The 17,507-nt window shown below is 49.2% G+C and carries 14 protein-coding genes; 5 read left to right on the forward strand and 9 right to left on the reverse strand.

Annotated elements, in window-relative coordinates; genetic code table 11:
• Window positions 1-48 precede the first annotated feature (48 nt).
• Together H6585_14955 and H6585_14960 are read right to left on the reverse strand one after the other, a co-directional pair.
• Window positions 49-162 (reverse strand): hypothetical protein, encoded by a 114-nt coding sequence (locus H6585_14955; protein MCB9449629.1) that lies wholly within the window; start codon window positions 160-162, stop codon window positions 49-51.
• Window positions 125-1,816 carry a pre-peptidase C-terminal domain-containing protein gene (locus H6585_14960; GenBank protein MCB9449630.1) on the reverse strand — a complete coding sequence of 564 codons (1,692 nt, stop codon included), beginning with the start codon at window positions 1,814-1,816 and terminating at the stop codon, window positions 125-127. The genes H6585_14955 and H6585_14960 overlap by 38 nt, the downstream gene beginning before the upstream one ends.
• A gap of 593 nt (window positions 1,817-2,409) precedes the next feature.
• Here H6585_14960 and H6585_14965 point away from each other — a divergent pair.
• From H6585_14965 to H6585_14985, 5 genes are all read left to right on the forward strand, one after another.
• A complete protein-coding gene (locus H6585_14965) occupies window positions 2,410-2,949 on the forward strand; it encodes a hypothetical protein (protein MCB9449631.1) in 540 nt (179 codons plus the stop codon).
• A 107-nt stretch (window positions 2,950-3,056) separates the two neighbouring features.
• Window positions 3,057-3,482: a hypothetical protein gene (locus H6585_14970; protein ID MCB9449632.1), complete on the forward strand. Its 426-nt coding sequence runs from the start codon at window positions 3,057-3,059 to the stop codon at window positions 3,480-3,482.
• 54 nt (window positions 3,483-3,536) lie between these two features.
• Window positions 3,537-6,812 (forward strand): TonB-dependent receptor, encoded by a 3,276-nt coding sequence (locus H6585_14975; protein ID MCB9449633.1) that lies wholly within the window; start codon window positions 3,537-3,539, stop codon window positions 6,810-6,812.
• Complete coding sequence (locus tag H6585_14980; protein MCB9449634.1) at window positions 6,802-7,953, forward strand: DUF4249 domain-containing protein; 1,152 nt, start codon at window positions 6,802-6,804, stop codon at window positions 7,951-7,953. Before H6585_14975 ends, H6585_14980 begins: the two co-directional genes overlap by 11 nt.
• A gap of 7 nt (window positions 7,954-7,960) precedes the next feature.
• Entirely contained in the window at window positions 7,961-9,628 is a 1,668-nt protein-coding gene (locus H6585_14985; GenBank protein MCB9449635.1) for a hypothetical protein, read from the forward strand.
• Between the two features lie 92 nt (window positions 9,629-9,720).
• Here H6585_14985 and H6585_14990 read toward each other — a convergent pair whose 3' ends face one another.
• The 7 genes from H6585_14990 to H6585_15020 all read right to left on the reverse strand — a co-directional run bounded on the left by H6585_14990 (window position 9,721) and on the right by H6585_15020 (window position 17,292).
• A complete protein-coding gene (locus tag H6585_14990; GenBank protein MCB9449636.1) occupies window positions 9,721-12,021 on the reverse strand; it encodes a PAS domain S-box protein in 2,301 nt (766 codons plus the stop codon).
• A 31-nt stretch (window positions 12,022-12,052) separates the two neighbouring features.
• The gene (locus tag H6585_14995; GenBank protein MCB9449637.1) at window positions 12,053-12,730 is read right to left on the reverse strand and encodes a hypothetical protein; all 678 of its coding nucleotides are present in this window, start codon (window positions 12,728-12,730) and stop codon (window positions 12,053-12,055) included.
• 199 nt (window positions 12,731-12,929) lie between these two features.
• A complete protein-coding gene (locus H6585_15000; GenBank protein ID MCB9449638.1) occupies window positions 12,930-14,015 on the reverse strand; it encodes a T9SS type A sorting domain-containing protein in 1,086 nt (361 codons plus the stop codon).
• A 178-nt stretch (window positions 14,016-14,193) separates the two neighbouring features.
• The gene (locus tag H6585_15005; GenBank protein MCB9449639.1) at window positions 14,194-14,904 is read right to left on the reverse strand and encodes a response regulator transcription factor; all 711 of its coding nucleotides are present in this window, start codon (window positions 14,902-14,904) and stop codon (window positions 14,194-14,196) included.
• A gap of 140 nt (window positions 14,905-15,044) precedes the next feature.
• The gene (locus tag H6585_15010) at window positions 15,045-16,118 is read right to left on the reverse strand and encodes a hypothetical protein (protein MCB9449640.1); all 1,074 of its coding nucleotides are present in this window, start codon (window positions 16,116-16,118) and stop codon (window positions 15,045-15,047) included.
• Between the two features lie 26 nt (window positions 16,119-16,144).
• Window positions 16,145-16,747 carry a hypothetical protein gene (locus tag H6585_15015; GenBank protein MCB9449641.1) on the reverse strand — a complete coding sequence of 201 codons (603 nt, stop codon included), beginning with the start codon at window positions 16,745-16,747 and terminating at the stop codon, window positions 16,145-16,147.
• Complete coding sequence (locus H6585_15020; GenBank protein ID MCB9449642.1) at window positions 16,732-17,292, reverse strand: sigma-70 family RNA polymerase sigma factor; 561 nt, start codon at window positions 17,290-17,292, stop codon at window positions 16,732-16,734. The genes H6585_15015 and H6585_15020 overlap by 16 nt, the downstream gene beginning before the upstream one ends.
• Window positions 17,293-17,507: the final 215 nt, after the last annotated feature.

The raw sequence follows: 17,507 nt of genomic DNA on the forward strand, positions 1-17,507 counted from the left end.
CTGCATCATACCAGTTGAAGGTGTTTCCACCACCGGTTGCAGTCATCATCAGGTTGCCCGGTCATCGCAATCGTGCGTGGCGGTGGGGGCTTCGAGTACCGTAACAACAACGGTCTCGGTGGTGTTATCGGAACCGTTCTGGTTGGTAACGGTCAGCTTCACGGTGTACGTTCCGGACTTGGAATAGGTGTGTGTATGGTAGATGTGGTGTTGTCACCGAAATCCCACAACACGGCATCCACAGTGTTTTTACGCTTGCATCAAAGGTGTATGTGTTGCAGTTCGGGTTAATGTTCACCGAGAGAATTTCGGGCGGATTGTTGTTGTTGCCCGGAGGGAAAGATCCCGACATTTCGTAGTATCCCAGCGAACCATAATCGGAGTAGCCGGTGGTGCTTGGGTTTCCGGCACCCACGCCGTCAATCTCAATGTAGTATGTTCCGGCCTGTACGGTGGTGGAAATGCTGGCATCAAGTCCGGTGGGGTCTGACTTCACCACTTCGGTGCCATTCTCATTCAGGAGTCGGGCCTGGATGTCGAGGTCGGGTGCGCTGTAGTGTACGCCACTCATGCCACTCTGGAAATCGATCTTTACAGATCCTCCGGAAGTGGTGAACTCGAAGTAATCCTTATCGGTTGTTTTTTCGATGATGCCGTTGTATTTGGCCGGGTCGATGGTGCCGGAAGCTTCATCGATGAGGGTTGCTGTTGCTGTGGTGTTACCGTGGTCGTCGGTTCTGTAGCCGACATCGTTTTTGCTGTTGGTGATGATGGAGAGGTCATCTTCAAAATTATTCGCACCGCTGTATTCTCCTTTGCTGAACTGAACGATGGGCAGGTAGTAACCGTTGCCCATGATCACGGAGTAGTCGCCGTGACCTTCCCAGTATTCGCCGTCACCGCCGCCGCCGTCGTGCATCAGGTTGAAGGAGTGACCGCATTCGTGGGAACCCACTTCGGCTGCTGATTTGTCTCCCGTCAGGAATGCAAGCGCCGGTGAGTTGTTGTCGCCGTCGTTGAAGGCGTTGTAGAAGTAGGTACCGCCACCGCCAGAGCCGGCGGGTTGGGTGGAGGTCCACACGCACATGATTCTTCTGTAGCGGTTGGCTGCATCGTAGGTTGCGCGGTCTGTGGTTACATTGATGTCAAAGGGGCGATAGTCTTCAGACATGACGGTCCAGATGTCCTTGATCTTTGCATCAGAGAAACCTAGGGGTTGTGCATACCAGGCAGATCCGTTGGCCCAACGACCTCCGGAGGCGATGTTCTCTCCATCGAAGTCAAGGTAGATGACGCCCCTTGCGCCCGGTTTGCTGCTGTAGGAGGGTGGCGCCGGTGATACGGGAGAGCCGTCGTATTTGGCATCTGCGGCTTTTCTTTCGGCTTCCGGAGTATGGTCTTCGGCAGCGCCCACGCACATGAAGTCACTCACCTTGGCCGGCTTGATGAAAACGTCGCCGATCTCATCGCTGTAGATCTTGTAGGCTTCCTTTGCATCAAAGAAGATGATGTGACCTTGCAGGCCGTTGCGAGTGCCACTGTAGAAAAACGTGCCTGACTTGGCACCTTCCAGGATCTCTCCTACCACACGATACTCGTTCTCTTTGTTGCCGTCGAAGTTGATCTTCAGGGTGAATTCCTTTTCTCCCACCTTCAGGGTAGGGGTGGCAGATCCTTTTTTACCTGCCTTGCTGTAGGTGCCGGTAAACTCCTTCATGGTTCCCATCCTGTAGCTTGTTGCTTGCTGCGCATGTGCCGAGCCAAGCAGGAAGAAACTGCAGCACAATGCCATCACCGATCGTTTAAGTGCGTCCATAGTCGTAGAATTGGTTAGTTATTCATGTTAAAAACCATCGGAACATTTGTTCCATGAAATACAAGAATGCTTAAGATTACTGGCGTCGCAATGGGAGCAAGTAACGACTGAATCTTGCACACAGACTATCGCCCTTGCATCTTCAGCAAGGTCTTCAAGCCTTCATTAAAAATTAAACTTAGAATAGTTTAAACGCCAGATACGAAATGTACTAAAGAGAGGTCGCCGAAGCAAAACAAAATTTAATTCTTATTAGCCACTTGTTTGTTCTTGTATTCAGTATAAAATACTTTTTGTCAATACTTTAGTATATACGAATTTGACAATATTTAGCGACCCATTTAAAGTTGATGGTCATTTGGCTACCAATAATAAAGGTGCTTTTTTGCAATGGAGCGGAAGATTTTTTCTGCGTGGTTTTATGGAAATTATATTTGAGCCGACCCTTTTTCACAGATAGGGCTAATATCACCTATTGCATTTGCGTTCCGCTTTAATTACTTTTATTATGTTGTGTGCATCAAGGGTCACGGGCAGAGTGGCTTTAAGCAACATCCCAAATTGTTGTTTAACCCAATAAACCCGTAATCGTTATGAGAAACAATCTGAAATTATTCCTGACCGCATGTCTATTGGTCACAGCGACCTTATTGTCGTCGTGTCGCAAAGATTCGGTGGTGATTACTGATTTGAATCCCGGCCCTGATTTGGGCAACGACGTACTTACACAGCCGCAGGGTGATTATATCGCCTTTGGGTACAGGGATGCCTGGGGTGGCGCATTATATGGTAGAAAAAATAAAGGGTTGTATGTCCTTGAAGATACCCGCCTTCTTAAACGAGTGGTTTTAAAAGTGGATGGCAGGTGGGAAGACTGGTATGTTGAGTTGTCACAGGATGCCTTTGAGAAGAGCAAGCACCTCCGGGATCTGTTCCCGTCCGATTTGTTGCAGGAACCAAATGGATTTCTTCCCGGAGGTATTTATGCGGATGTAGGTGAATACAGCATCAAGTTTCAATACAATGGTCAGCTCCAATACTGGGTTTTTCAGAATGAGGATGTTGACAGATATCCCCAATATGCCATTGATTACGTGAATGAAATAGACAAAGTACTGCCGTTGCTTCCGTAAGAAATGCAACCGAACAGAATACAAAGGCCAACCTCCGGGTTGGCCTTTTCTTTTATACCTGCGCACATTTTCATTTCTTTAGAAGTATATCAAAAAAACTCGGTGCTATGTCAACCCGCTTTGTCTTTTTCCTGTTTCTCTCATGTACCGCTTTTGTTGCCCATGCAGATACCTGTGTCAACGACACCATCAAAAAACACAAACCCAAAACCGAAAAGGTGCTGATCCAGGCGCCCGGTACTGACCTGGGTGAGGACTGCAAAAAGATAGAAGTGATACGCACCGTCATCGAACAAGCCATCAGCATTGGTGCACCTACCTATAACCAGGGCAACCACATCGGGTGTTATATGATTTATGAAGGGGCCGCCTACAAAATCCTGTATCGCCATGCCAACAAGTGCAGGAAGGTTACCAGTCTTCTGGAAGCGGCCCTGGAGGAGGCACAGGGAGATCATACCGCCACCGAAAAAGCCTGGATCATGCGCATCGCTTTTGACCAGATCCTGGGCGTACCCACAACTACGAAGTAGTGCTGACGGCCGCCCTCCTTGCGCTTGCATGGCCGAATTGATACCTTCATGCGATTGAAGAACATCCTGTACATATGCCTGGTGATGCTTTGTATGGCTGTGGCTCCTTCTTATGCTCAACAAGACACCGTCGGGCAGATGTGGGTACGTCAAGTCTATGGTCCTGATGACCGGTTGTACAGGGGTACCTTATACCGCCCTGAACATCGAAGTGCGAAAGGCAATCCGTTTCTTACAGATGAAGAAATCCTTGCTACCGTGGAAGCGGGAGGGCACGCTTTTGAACAGATACCCACCCAATACGATGTGGTGAACAACCTCTTGGTGTTGACGGCAACCGTAAATGGTACCGGCCGGGTGAAGATCGCTGCGTTGCCTGTGTGGGTTGATGCCTTTGCGTTAGGCGACAGGCGCTTCGTGAATGCAACCAAACGCTACGGCAAAAACGCACCGGAAGGATATTTGGAGGTGATCGATGAACACCTCATGATCCGGTATCAGAAGGCCTTCATCCGTTCGTATAATACCAACACACCTGGTGGAACCTTCTCATCCCTCAGAAGGACATTGTATCTGGTGCGGAATGATTCCCTCATACGGCTTACCTCCCGGCAGGAATTCATGGCGCAGTTCCCCGGAAAGAAAAAATCCATTCATCAGTATTTCCGTACGCGTCATTTCCGGTACCGCAAAGCGAATGCAGATGCCTTCAGGCAATTGATGCGGAACATCATGCCGGATACCTCCGGTTCACCGCTGTCACTTGCCGGCGATACGTTGCTGCTCTCTGCAGGTGATCATAAAATGGTGGTATGGGAGAAGGTTTCCGGAGGCGTTCGTCCTTCCGGTTCGGTTACGGTGTTTAAGCAATTGCCAGAAGATTTCTTCCGCCAAACAGATATCCGTGCCGAAGAAGAAAAAACAAACACACCCGAACAGAAATCGGGCTTTTTAAAAACCGACCGGGAAGTGAACGTGGAAACGGTGGTGGTCGGAACCCGGACTGCTTCTCCTTCGGATGGGGAGGTGACCTTGAGCGGTTATGTGAAGCGTCAACGGGACGGATCACCGGTGGTAGGTGCTACCCTGTACATAGAAGAATTACAAAAAGGTTCGGCTACAGACGACAAGGGGTTTTACAGGTTTACGTTGAAAACAGGGCAATTCACCCTGGTGATCAGGAGCCTTGAATATGCCGAGAAGAAAGTACACCTGAAGGTGTATTCAGATGACCGTGTTAACTTTTCATTGCTTGATAAAGTGTATAGTTTGAATGAAGTGGTGATCATGGCCGAAGAAGCCAACAAACTTGATCGTCCTTCTTTCGGTTTTGAAAGACTCACCCCGAAAAGCATCCAAACCGTTCCAAAGATGATGGGTGAGGTTGATATCGTGAAAACCGCACTGTTGCTGCCCGGGGTGCAGTCCGTCGGAGAAGGTGCATCCGGTTTTAATGTGCGTGGCAGCCCGTCTGATCAGAACATCTTTTACCTGGACCATATACCGGTGTACAATGCCACCCACCTGTTCGGCATGTTTTCGGCTTTCACCCCGAATGCCATCCGGGATTTCACCTTGTACAAAGGCAGCGTGCCTGCCAGGTTTGGTGGTCGGCTTTCTTCCGTATTCGACTTGCGGACAAGGAGTGGAAACAGAAAGCGTTTCTCGATGCGGGGAGGTATCAGTCCGTTAACCGGCAACCTGCTTGTTGAGGGACCTCTGGTTAAAGACAAGAGCAGTTACCTCGCGGCCATTCGATCCTCCTACTCCGGTTGGGTATTCAAAATGGTCAGGGATCCGACCATCCACAACAGCAAAGCGGATTTTCAGGATGCTGTCATCAACCTGTCCACCGAACTCGGTGAAAGCAATTCCCTGAACGCGGTTGCTTATGCAAGTCATGACGACATCCACCTGGTGGACCTGAGTCACTATGGATACCGCAATGCAGGCAGCAGCTTGTCTTTTCGCCGTGTCATTCGCAATAGGCATACCTGGGAATGTAGTGCGGTATACAGCCAGTATCAATACGAGGAAGCCAATTCCGCCAGGGAACATGCGGAATACCTGCTTGATTACACGCTGAACCATACCGAGCTGACAACCTCTCTGACCCTGGTGCCCAATCAAAAACATGAGTTAAAGGCAGGTGCCACCGGTATCTTCTATTTGTTGAACCAGGGCAGGCAACAACCACTTGATGCGCAGTCGCTGGTGGTTCCCATAACCCTGGGCCGCGAGCAGGGAGTGGAAGCGGGCGTGTTCCTGAGCGATGAATGGAAGATCAATGCGCTTATCACGCTGAGCGGAGGCATCCGGTACAACATGTATTCTTACCTGGGGCCTCAGGATGTACGTACCTACCCGTCCGGTGCTCCCATGGAGTTGGGTACCATCCTTGATACCGTTCACTACGGATGGGGCGAGCGCATCGCAACCTATCATGCACCTGACGTGCGCTTTTCCGGCAAGTATTCTCTTTCCGACAGGGTATCGGTTAAGGCAGGGTTTACCCAGTTGCACCAGTATATATTCATGTTGAGCAATACAGTGGCCGTTTCACCGACCGACAAGTGGAAGCTTGTGGATGCACATATCAAGCCCATGGCGGGCAAACAGTACTCCACCGGTGTCTTTTTTGATCCACCCGATGCAAAGTTCGATGTGTCCGGTGAGTTCTACATAAAGCGGGCTGATAATGTTGTGGCTTTCAAGGATGGGGCGAATGTAACCGTTACCCGCACACCCGAGGTAGATCTCCTTCAGGGCGCACTTCAGGCATATGGGGTGGAATGTATGTTCCGCAAAACGGCGGGTCGGATGACCGGTTGGTTCAGCTATACATACTCCCGCTCAAAGATGCGCATCAACGGGGGTACTGAAGAGACCAGCATCAATTTAGGGGAACCTTTTCCGGCTGATTTTGACAAACCGCATGCCGTTAACCTGGCCACGGGATACCGCTTCTCACGTCGTTTCAACATCTCGTGGAATGTTGTGTATGCCACCGGTCGACCGACAACGTATCCTACCGGTATCTTCTATCAGCATGAGATACCGGTGACGCAATATTCGGAGCGGAATGCATATCGCATTCCCGATTACTTCCGTGTGGATCTGGCGGTAGATGTGGAAGGCAACCTGAAGGCAAAGAAATTCATGCACGGATCCTGGAGTTTCTCGGTGTACAACCTGCTGGGGAGGCACAATGCCTATTCTGTCTTCTTCAAGCAAAACCAGGGATTGATCCAGGGCTACAAGTTGGCCGTTATCGGAAGTCCGGTTTTCTCATTCACCTATAACTTTAAATTGGGGAACTATGAAGATTGATGTCTGGAAGATGGGGTTCCTTGTGATGATGATCGGTATGATGTCCTGCGTGGATCCCTACGACCCGAACATTGATGAGGGAGTTTCCGTGTTGGTGGTGGATGGTGCCATCACCGACCTGCCCGGGCCGTATACGGTTAAACTGTCCAAGTCCACCGACCTGCTGCGTCCCCTCAAAATGCCTTATCCGGGATGTACGGTGGCCATTGAAGATAACATGGGGCACAGCGAAGAGCTGAAAGAAGTTTCAGAAGGAATGTACCAAACCGATTCCACCGGCATACAGGGTGTGGTTGGAAGAAAGTACAGGCTCATTATCCAAACACCGGATGGTGAGGTATTCACATCCGCACCGGAAACCCTGCTGAAAGGCGTGGGCATCGCCGATGTATACCCGGAACATGTGCAATATACAGATCCGGAATACCCGGAAGGACGTGAAGGTTATCGCTTCTATCTCGATACGGAAACACCTCCGACCGATACCAATTACTACATGTGGTCTTTGACATCCACGTATAAGTTCCGCACCGATTTCAACATCTATTTCTACTTTGACGGGCAGCTCAAGGTGTTTCCGGATGCGGATTCGCTGGCGGTATGTTATCGCACCGAACCCATCAAAGAGCTTTATACGCTGAATACGGCCGAACAGACCCAACCTACCGTTCATCACATGGCGTTGAATTTCGAAGACACCTATTCCAAGGCATTGACCATGCGTTACAGTTTGCTTGCCCGTCAGTACACCCTGCACAAGGATGCATATACATACTGGAACAAGATCAAACTGTTGTATGAGAACCAGGGTTCACTCTATGAGCATCAACCATTCCCGGTCAGGGGCAATGTGGTGAATGAAACACATCCCGACATTCCCGCATACGGGTATTTCATGGTGGCCGGAGTTTCCGAGAAGCGCATCTTCGTAGATCGGTTGTACACCGCTTTTCACTATGATGTATGTGTGATCGGTGAGCCGGAAATGAGGGCCTATAGCTATATCCGATATACGCGGCCCATTGAATGGCCGGTTTATGTAACCATGTCTTCTACAGGGGCCCGCGCAATTGTGAATGCATCCTGTGTGGATTGCAGGGTGGATGGTGATCTGGAAAAACCCTCCTTCTGGATCGAATAGAAAAGGTATGCAAGAAAGATGGTATCACATATGGATTGGGTTGCTCTTGCTGGCATCTGTGCAACCGGTTTTTGTCAGGGCGAATGAGAAAGATGTACGTGAGGAAGTGCTGCTGACCACCGACCGGTCGATGTATTTCGCCGGTTCTCAAGTCCTGTTCAAGGCGGATATCCGGCGCCAGGGTTCGGATCATCCGGAAGCATCGAGTACGGTGTTGTACCTGGAGGTGTTTGACCCGGCCAACCGGGTGGTTGTACAACAGAAAAGTCCTGTGAACGGTGGTACAAGTATCGGAAGTATCCTGCTCCCGGAAGACCTGGTCACCGGTACCTATTTCATACGGGCCTATACCCAGGTGATGCGTAACCGCGGACCGGAACATTTCTGGACCAACCAGCTCCTGGTGATTCATCCCGGAAAAAAACCGGAAGTACCGTTGATGAAAGCTGTGACCGACGGGCCAGTGCCGCCCGGGTGCCCCATGGCTCCTCCCATGCCCTGTGGCTTGCAAACCGATCGGGTGGTTTATCATCCGGGAGAAGTGGTGCATGTTCGGATGACATCTTCCGCAGGCGCTCATTTGTCGGTTCGGGTGGTACCATCCGGTGCATTCCGGGAATCGCATAACGGGTTACAATACCGCATGAAGCCACCAGCCGCCCGGTTGGACCAACAGACGGCATGGTATCCCGAGATACGGGGTATCAGCATTTCCGGGCGGGTGGTATATGCGGGTACACAGACGCCATGTTCCGGTGTGCGGGTGTATGTGGGTGTGAAGGATGGAGAAGAGCAATTCCATGTCACGCATACCGACTCTTCGGGGTATTTCGTAGTGGGTCTGCAGCACCTTGCACAACATCAGAAAGTTTTTATCACCACAGAGAAGCAATCCGATCAGAGATTCCAAATCCTCGTTAACAATAATTTCTCGCCGGATTTTGCTACGCTTCCCATGCAGCCGATGAAAATCGACTCCGATGATCTCGGGATGATCAATATGCTATACATTGCGCGGCAGGCGCAGGTTTCAGATACATTGTTGCACGTGAAACGCTTGGATACGGTGGCTTGGCTTCCCAACCCTTTTCAAGGTGCCGGTCAACGGATTCTCCTGAAGGATTATGTGGAGATACCTTCCATGGCGGAGGTTTTCAATGAAATCGTTCCTTATGTATCCGTGCATGAAAACAAAGGCAAACGGATGATTGAGACCTTTGATGCCCGCTCGAATACACCATTCCGGCATCCGTTGGTGCTGCTTGATTGTATCCCCTTTGAAGACCATGAAGCGTTGCTTGCCTTGTTGCCTTCACAAGTAGAATCGGTGGAAGTGATTTCCGACTATTTCCTGATCGGGGGTGTTTCTGTGGAAGGATTGATCAATATTTCTACCTATCAACATAACCTGGGCGGACTTGCATTGCCTCTGGAAGGTGTGTCGGTAGAGATGGATGGATTTGCCCAGCTTACGGAGCAGCATGTCGTTCAAACGAGCTTACAGGATGTGCGTGCGTTGATTTATTGGAACCCGGAAGTGGAATTGAACAACGGACAGGCAAGTCTGCAGTTCCCGGTCAATGACGTGGAAGGCTCATACGATGTGATTGTAACAGGTCTCACCGAAAGCGGCGAACGGATATTCGATACACAAACGTTTCAGCTGAAACCGTAAAAGTGCAAGTGCAATTAGGGGGTGAGTGGCTGGAAGACGGTTACCAATCAAAACCGTTTCCCAGCCACCATGTGTCGTGAAATTTGCACTGTTTATTTACCGCTGATGTTGTCCAGGTCGTTCATCACCTGCACATGTTTCTTCAGCAATTCGTTCAAATTGGCCTTGATGCCGGGTATGGGTTCTTTGTCGGAAGCCCACACCTCCATTTCCCGGAGCAGGCCGTAGGCTGCTTTTGCGCCCAGCATGTCGTAAGATGATTTCAGGCTATGTGCCACCTGACGGATGGTTTCATAATCGCTTTTCTGAACCGCTTCCTTCAGTCGTTGCAACTCGCCCGGCGTGTCTTCCCGGAAAATGGTGATCAGTTCGTTCAGTACCTCGTCATTTCCAAGGGTGTTTTCTTCCAAAGCACTCATTTTGATTTCCAGGGTGGTTTTGGATTTGCCATTGGAAGCTGCTTTGTCTTGCAGTATCACACCCAGCATCATCAACAATTCATCGCGCCGGAAAGGTTTCGACAGGTATTCATTCATGCCCGCAGCGATGCACTTCTCTCTTTCACCCGATAAAGCGTGTGCTGTCATGGCGATGATGGGTGTTTGTCGTTTCAGTTTGCCGCGGATGACCCGGGTGGCTTCATAACCATCCATTTCGGGCATTTGCATGTCCATCAGGATCACATCATAGTCATTGTCCTTGACCATTGAAACAGCCACCTTGCCATTGATTGCTACATCGAGTTCGGCGCCGGTATCGGCCAGGTACGCAACAACCAGTTTTCGGTTCATTCGGTTGTCGTCTACGAGGAGGATGCGTTTTCCTTTCAGGTCAGGTACATCAATGTCGGGCCAGGCCAAATGTCCCGGTTTGGTTTTTGAACTGGTTGATCTGCCGTCAATTTTATAAGGCAGTTCGAATTCAAAAACAGACCCTTCACCCACCTGGCTTTTCACTCTGATTGCCCCGTCCTGGAGTTCAATCAGGCGTTGTACGATGCTCAGTCCAAGCCCTACGCCTTCGTACTTTCTGGAATGTTGATTGTCAATCTGTGCAAACCTTTCGAAAATGGTTTGCAATTTGTCTTCAGGTATACCAATACCGGAGTCCTTCACCTGGAACTGGATGGTAACTATGCCTTCACCGGATTTCTTCTGTAGCAGCTTGGCACCCACTTCAATGGTTCCGTTGTCGGTGAATTTGATGGCATTGTTTAACAGGTTAATCAGGATTTGGGTGAGCCGTACCCTGTCGCCGAAAACGATTTTCGGAAGGTTCCGGCTCTTCTTTTCCACTACTTTGTTTCCATGCATCAATGCCTTGTTGGATAGCATTGTGATTACTGAATGGATCAGTTCTCCCGGGTTGATGGCGTCTTCCTGGAATTCGATCTGACCGGATTCAATCTTGGAGAAATCCAGGATGTCGTTAACGATGGTGATCAGATTCTCGGTGGAATCGCGGATGATGGAGGCGTATTCGTATTGCTTTTTGTCGAGGCGTGTTTGTGAGATCAGGTCTGCGAACCCAAGTATGGAGTTCAGCGGCGTGCGGATCTCATGGCTCATGTTGGATAGGAATACGTCTTTGATGCGCACCGAATCTTCGGCTTGCTGTTTGGCTTTTTTCAGTTCTTTTTCCCGTTCGATCAGTTCCGTGATGTCGATGGCTGTTCCGATCACAATCAATTGCCCGTTTTCTTCGTGGCTGATGTTGCTGTATTTCCAATACAGTATTTTACCCGTTCGGGATTTCATCTTCATCACACCTTCACTCCTTTGTCGTACCAGTACCTCTTGCAGGTATTGGTTAAAGAAGTCACGTGTATCGTCTGAAAGGAAATCACCAATGCATCTGCCCTGTAACTCCTCTGCATCGTATTCCAATGCCTGACAGGTAGCACGGTTGACAGATAACACATGGCCTGCCACGTCATGTGTACAGAGCAAGCCGATGGATTCCTCAAACAGTTTGCGGTATTTCTCTTCCGTTTTCTTGCGGTCGGTGATGTCAATAACGGCCACCCTGCTGGCACTGATTTTACCCTGGTGGTCCTTGATGATGTTAACGTGCAGACTGGCCCAGAAGATGGTTCCGTTTTTACGCAACATCTGTGTTTCCATTTTGGCCTGGGTGCGACCCAGCAGATATTGGGTGAAGATCCGGCGGGCTTTGTCTCCGCTTTTCTTGCCATCGGCATAGAGGTTCATGACAGGAAGTTCCTCCATTTCTTCCTTGTGATCGTAGCCGAACATGTTCAGGGCAGCCTGGTTCACGTGGTCGATATCACCCTTTGTATTCACTGCCAGGTAGGCAACAGGGGCATCCTCGAACAGGGTCTTGTAGTCGCTGTTTGGCATCAGGTACTGAAATATGCCGGAGGTAGGTTTCATACAAATGTAGGTTAGTTCAACCAGAGATGGGTTATCGGGTGAGGAATTTTTGCGACTGGCGGCTTTCTCCGGCAATGATCGTTGCCATGTACATGTACTGGCCGCGGATGCCGGTGTCGGAGAGCCGGAATTCATTTGTGCCGGCACTGGCTTCAAGTGTGCGGTTGCAAATGAATGTTCCGTTGAGATCGGTGATGACTACAGATACCGGACCTTCATGCTCGCGGCTGAATCGGATGTGCAGGGTGTCGCCGTTGTTCTGGGTCACGTTCAGGTTGCGAATGTTGCTGGCGCCACCTACGGGAAGTAGGTCGGAATATAACGTGTTGCCGTTTGCATCCTTCCGACGGATGCGGAAGATACGCAGGTATGCTGCTTTATCAACCAGGGTTTTGTAGGTGAATGAACTGAAGTTGTTACCGGTTCCTTGCACTTCGGTAATGTTGTGGAAGTTCACACCGTCTTTGCTTACCTCCACTGAGAATGTATCGGTTATGTTTCCGCTAAGCGTAGCCCATTCAATGGCTACCTGATCATCTTCTTCATGTGCGTCTACGAATAACCATGTTGCCTGGGTGTTGGGTGTCAAAGTAATGCCGTCCGTGCTGCCGGATCCGGAATGTGCATGTACCGGAGTATTAACAATCATAGAAACCAGTATGGCGGTGGCTGTAGCTGCGATTTTCAGGTGTTGAGAGAAGGTCTTCATGGTCTTTGCTTTTACCTACTTTTACTTAGGTGCATGCCTTTATATAGGTAATACTCGTTAGTAGGTTGCGCCTACTCGTTGAATGGTATGAAAAACTCGTTGAATGGTAATCTGTGGTAAAAATGAAAGGAAGGTGGATTTGCATACACACCTTCCTTTCTGAAAGCAAACGGTCCTGTGGAACCGGAGTACCCGAAGCTTATCGGGCGAAGAACTTTTGTGATTGGTTGCCTTGGGCGGATGCCAGTGTTACCACGTAGATGGCTTGGGCTTGCACCGGTACATCCTGCAGAACGATGCTGTTTGAACCGTTGTAGGCATTCATGGTGGTGTTGCTGATGATGCGGCCGTTGATATCGGATACAACCACTGAAACCTGGCTGTCGGCTTCTTGTTCGAAGCGGATGTTAAGGACACCTGCAGATTGGAACACATTCATGTTGCTGATGGAGTTTGCAGGAGCCACAGCGATGGTTTGCGAGTAAGTGTTTTTACCGTTAAAGTCGTTCTGCCGGATGCGAAAGTAGCGGGTCATGTTAGCAGCGGGTACGATGGATTTGTAGGTAGAAGTGGTAGAGCTGTTACCGGCACCTTTCACCTCATCGATGGTTTCGAAGTTGGTACCGTCGAGGCTCATTTCAACCGAGAAGAAATCGTTGTTGATTTCGGTAGCGGTGGCCCACTGGATGGCTACGTTGTTGTCTTCGCTGTGTGCATTCACATACAACCAGCTTACAGGCAGTGAAGAAGAGGAGTGGTAGAGGCCATACACGTTCAGCAGGTGGAGTGTGGAAGCGATACCACCGTTGAGAACCATCCTCACCTCGTCGTATTCTTCGGTTGCGGTGAAAGACAGTTCGTACATGTCTGATTTTCCACCGAAAGCATTCAGGGTAAGATCCCAGGCCATCACGGTTTGGGAAGTGAGTGCACCATCGTTGTAAGTTTGGATGTTCAGTCCACCGAGCCATGCAGTGTATACCAGGTCCCAGTAAGATCCACCTACAATCATTGTTACGGTAGAACCTTTCAGGCCTTCATTCGAGAAACCGAAACTCTGGTAGATGTAGGAGTCTTTTTTGGATACACTGGTCTTGATCACGGCTGCTTTGGTGAAGTCACTGCCAAGGGCTTGCTCCGCATCCTGGATCATGCAACCGGCACACTTACCATTCATGTCGCTGCTGTAAGAAGTAGCGTAGTCCTGCGCTTGTACTCCAAAAGTGGCGGTCATCAGGATGATGGTGGTGGTGGCTTTTTTCAGGTTTTGGATGAAATTCTTCATGACAGTGTTTTTTGTTTGTGTTTGCTTTCATCTGGTTTAACCCGATTGGTTGCCTATATACCCAGAGTATTCGTTGGTTGGGAAACCATGCACGTTGAATGGTAACATCACACCGTTGAAAGGATGGGTGAAAAGAAACCTGAAATAAGGGAAGGAGGAAGTATGAAAAGGTGTGCGCCTACTTCAGCAGGTTGAGCTTGCCGAGCAGTTCTTTCTTGTTGGAGCGGCTGACCGGCACATTGTAACCATCCATCACAGCAACGAAGTCATCAATGGCCATGATCCTGTCCAGTCTTGCGATAAAAGATCGGTGGGTTTGGAAGAAGTCGGTGGGTCCTAACTTATCGGCGATCTCGGAAAGTTTGGAATATACCGTGTATTTGTTCTTCACGGTTTGGATGTTCACATAATCACCCATGGCTTCCACAAAGAAAATATCCTGTTTGCGGATGCGAACCAGGGCACCGTCGGATTTCACGAAAATCTCGTCTGAACCGGGTTGGGTCTGGGTATTGTTGTTCTTCTGCTTCTCGGTTTTCTCCACCGCCTTGCGAACCGCTTTGAGAAAGCGAGCATAATTTACTGGCTTCACAAGGTAGTCCAGCACATCATATTCGAAAGCCTCCAGCGCATATTCCTTGTGCGAGGTCACGAGGATGATCATGGGCAGGTTGGGCAGGTTTCTGATCAGGTCGATGCCGGTCATATCCGGCATTTCAATATCAAGGAAGATGAGATCGGGGGGGTGGTTCATCAAACCTTTGGTGGCTTCGGTGCCACTGGCGAATGTATCCTGCAAGGTCAGAAAATCGGTTTCACCGATATAGTTCTTGAGCATGCTTTGCGACATCCGGTTGTCGTCTATAATCGTGCAACGAAGCGATGACATACGTGTTTTTGCTTACGGAATCAAGGGTTTTCAGAACTAAGTTAGGGTTAATATTGAAAATTGAAAGTGTCAGTAAAGGGATAAAAAAAAGGCGGAATCAGGTCCGCCTTTTTGCAATGTATGATGGGGAATCGGGAATGTTATTTGAACTTGAGTTTGACGCTTCCGTACTTGCATTCCGACACACTTACATTGGCTTTCGGGTTGGTAGCGTTACCCACCTTGCCAGCCACCTGGTAGTCGGTACTGCCTTTGCTTTCTTTGGTGAGGTTGGTAGCATTGCGTGGGAAATCAAGGCCACCCATGGAGCATGATCCTGTAAAGTTGAAGGAGGCATCTTCATCGAAGTAGATCACTGTGCTCCCGTAGCGGCAATCAATGTCTACCTGTTTAAAGTCGCGAGGGATCTCCTTTACTTCGCAACTGCCATAATTCACTTTCAGGTTCAGTTTGTCATTCACTTTTCCGATGCGATGGCTGGAGAAACTGCAATCTACATGTGCATCATCACAGGCGTCTATTTGCACCAGTTTATCGTATTCGGATACATTGTAGATGGTTGTGGCTTTGGTGATCACGAGGCCGGAATAATGTGTATCGGCATCCAGGTGATCTGCCTTACCTATGTTTACATCTGAATAACGGGCATTCAGTTTGCATGAAGTGATGTCTTCAAGGGTGGCTTTCCCGAAGGCTACATCCACCACGTTGCTTTTTCCCTGGAGACGGTTGCAGGTCATGTTGCCGTATGAGATTTCCAGGTCACTGTTGCCGTTCAGGGCATCCACGAATACATCACCGAACTTGTTTTTGATCACCAGGTTGTTGTCTTTCGGCATGGAGATGGTGTAATCAATCTTCAGCTTGTTACAGTTTTTTCCTGTCAGCTTGCAGTTAATATCGGTTACCGCTTTTACATGGTCTGCTGTTCCGGTCATGGTTACGTCGATCTCATCCAGCAGTTTCTTACCGGTTTCAGCATCGTTGACATCCACATAAGCCACTACTTTGATGTCTACCTTGTTTTGGTCCCACGTGGTTACATGAACCTTTCCGTATTTGTTATGAATTTCTACGGTGGCGTCTTGATTCACCTCGAAGGATTGTTTCCATTCCTTTGTAAGTTCATCCAGGATAATGGCCCATGCGTTGGCAACCAGCAATAGCAAGGCTACGGAAAATGCCAACAGGATTTTAACGTTGTTGCGTTTCATGTCTCTTCGTATCATTGGTTCTTAAATCAGCTGTTCTCGTTGTGTGCGGAAGCCGTTGTATCGGTTTGCAATTGTTCCTCCATTTTCTCTGCCTGGTTTTTCAGGTCGAGGATGTGTTCGATCAGGTCAAGGCGGAGGCGGTAATTCTGAATCATGGCATTGATCACCTGGTCGCTGGTTTGGTTGTTCACCAATTCCGAGCGAAGGTCATTGTATGCGGTTTCAAGTCCTTCAAGCTGCTCCACCACCTGGTGATACAGGGCACTGTCTTTTTCCTTGTAACCGGATAGGTCGGTTAGTTTTTGCTGAATCATCCGATCAAAGAAAACTTCGGCTTCCGCAAGTTCGGGAGAGATGGAACTGATATCCATGGAAGCTTGTCCGATGCCCTGATCGGAAGCCATGCGGTTGCGTCCTGCAGAGTCGTTTGTATAGTACAGGTAGCCTAGCATAAAACCCATTACAAGCACTGCGGCCATCCGGAAGAAAGGAGACATGAACAGGTTGCGTCGTATGGGAGCAGCACCGTGAAGCTTCCTTTCGAAACGTTCCAGGTGACCTGATGCAGGTTCTGCATCGTCAAAGGCATCCCGGTTCTGTTTGAACCAGTTTTCTAGATTGTCTGCCATGTTCGTTCTTTTAATATTTCCCTCAGTTTATTTTTTGCCCGGTTGAATTGAGAACGTGAAGTCGAGCTGGTGATATGCAGGATGGATGCGATTTCATCGTGATCATATCCTTCCAGCAGGTACAAACTCAGGATTGTTCTGTATCCGTCGGGTAATTGGGCAATGCTTTTCTTCACTTCTTCCACTTTCCATTGATCCACTTCTTCCGTAGCTGTTTCTTCCTGAATCAGGTAAGGTTCTTTGTACCCGTCATCCAGGCTTTCCCAGTTGATTTTTCTCTTTTTTAATGCGTCCAGACTGTTGTTGATCACAATCCGTTTCAGCCACGATCCGAATGATGCATCTCCTTTATAGGTATCTAACTTTCGGAATGCATCCAGGAACGATTCCTGCATCAGATCTTCCGCTTCGGCTTCATTCTTAACAATGCGCAGGCTGGTGTTGTACATGGCTTTATAGTATAGCTTGTACAATTTCAATTGTGCATTGCGGTCACCGTGCCGGCAAAGCTCAATGAGGTCCTGGTGCATATGCTGGTATACCATTGTCAAAGGCAAACCTTTATTGCAAGTGGCCGAACATGTTCCATGCCGCCTAACCCTGCATCGGTTGTATCAAAGGTAGTTATTGCTACCCGCTTTGCACTTTTGCCTGGCCTGCGGTGATTCCCGGGATGAATCAGCCTGTATTCTCTTCCATAGACGACGGTTGTAACAAAGCGTTGCATCCATCCGTCCCAGCACATGGAAATGGTAAAGAC

This window comes from Flavobacteriales bacterium, from assembly GCA_020635855.1.
Classification (GTDB): Bacteria; Bacteroidota; Bacteroidia; order JACJYZ01; family JACJYZ01; genus JACJYZ01.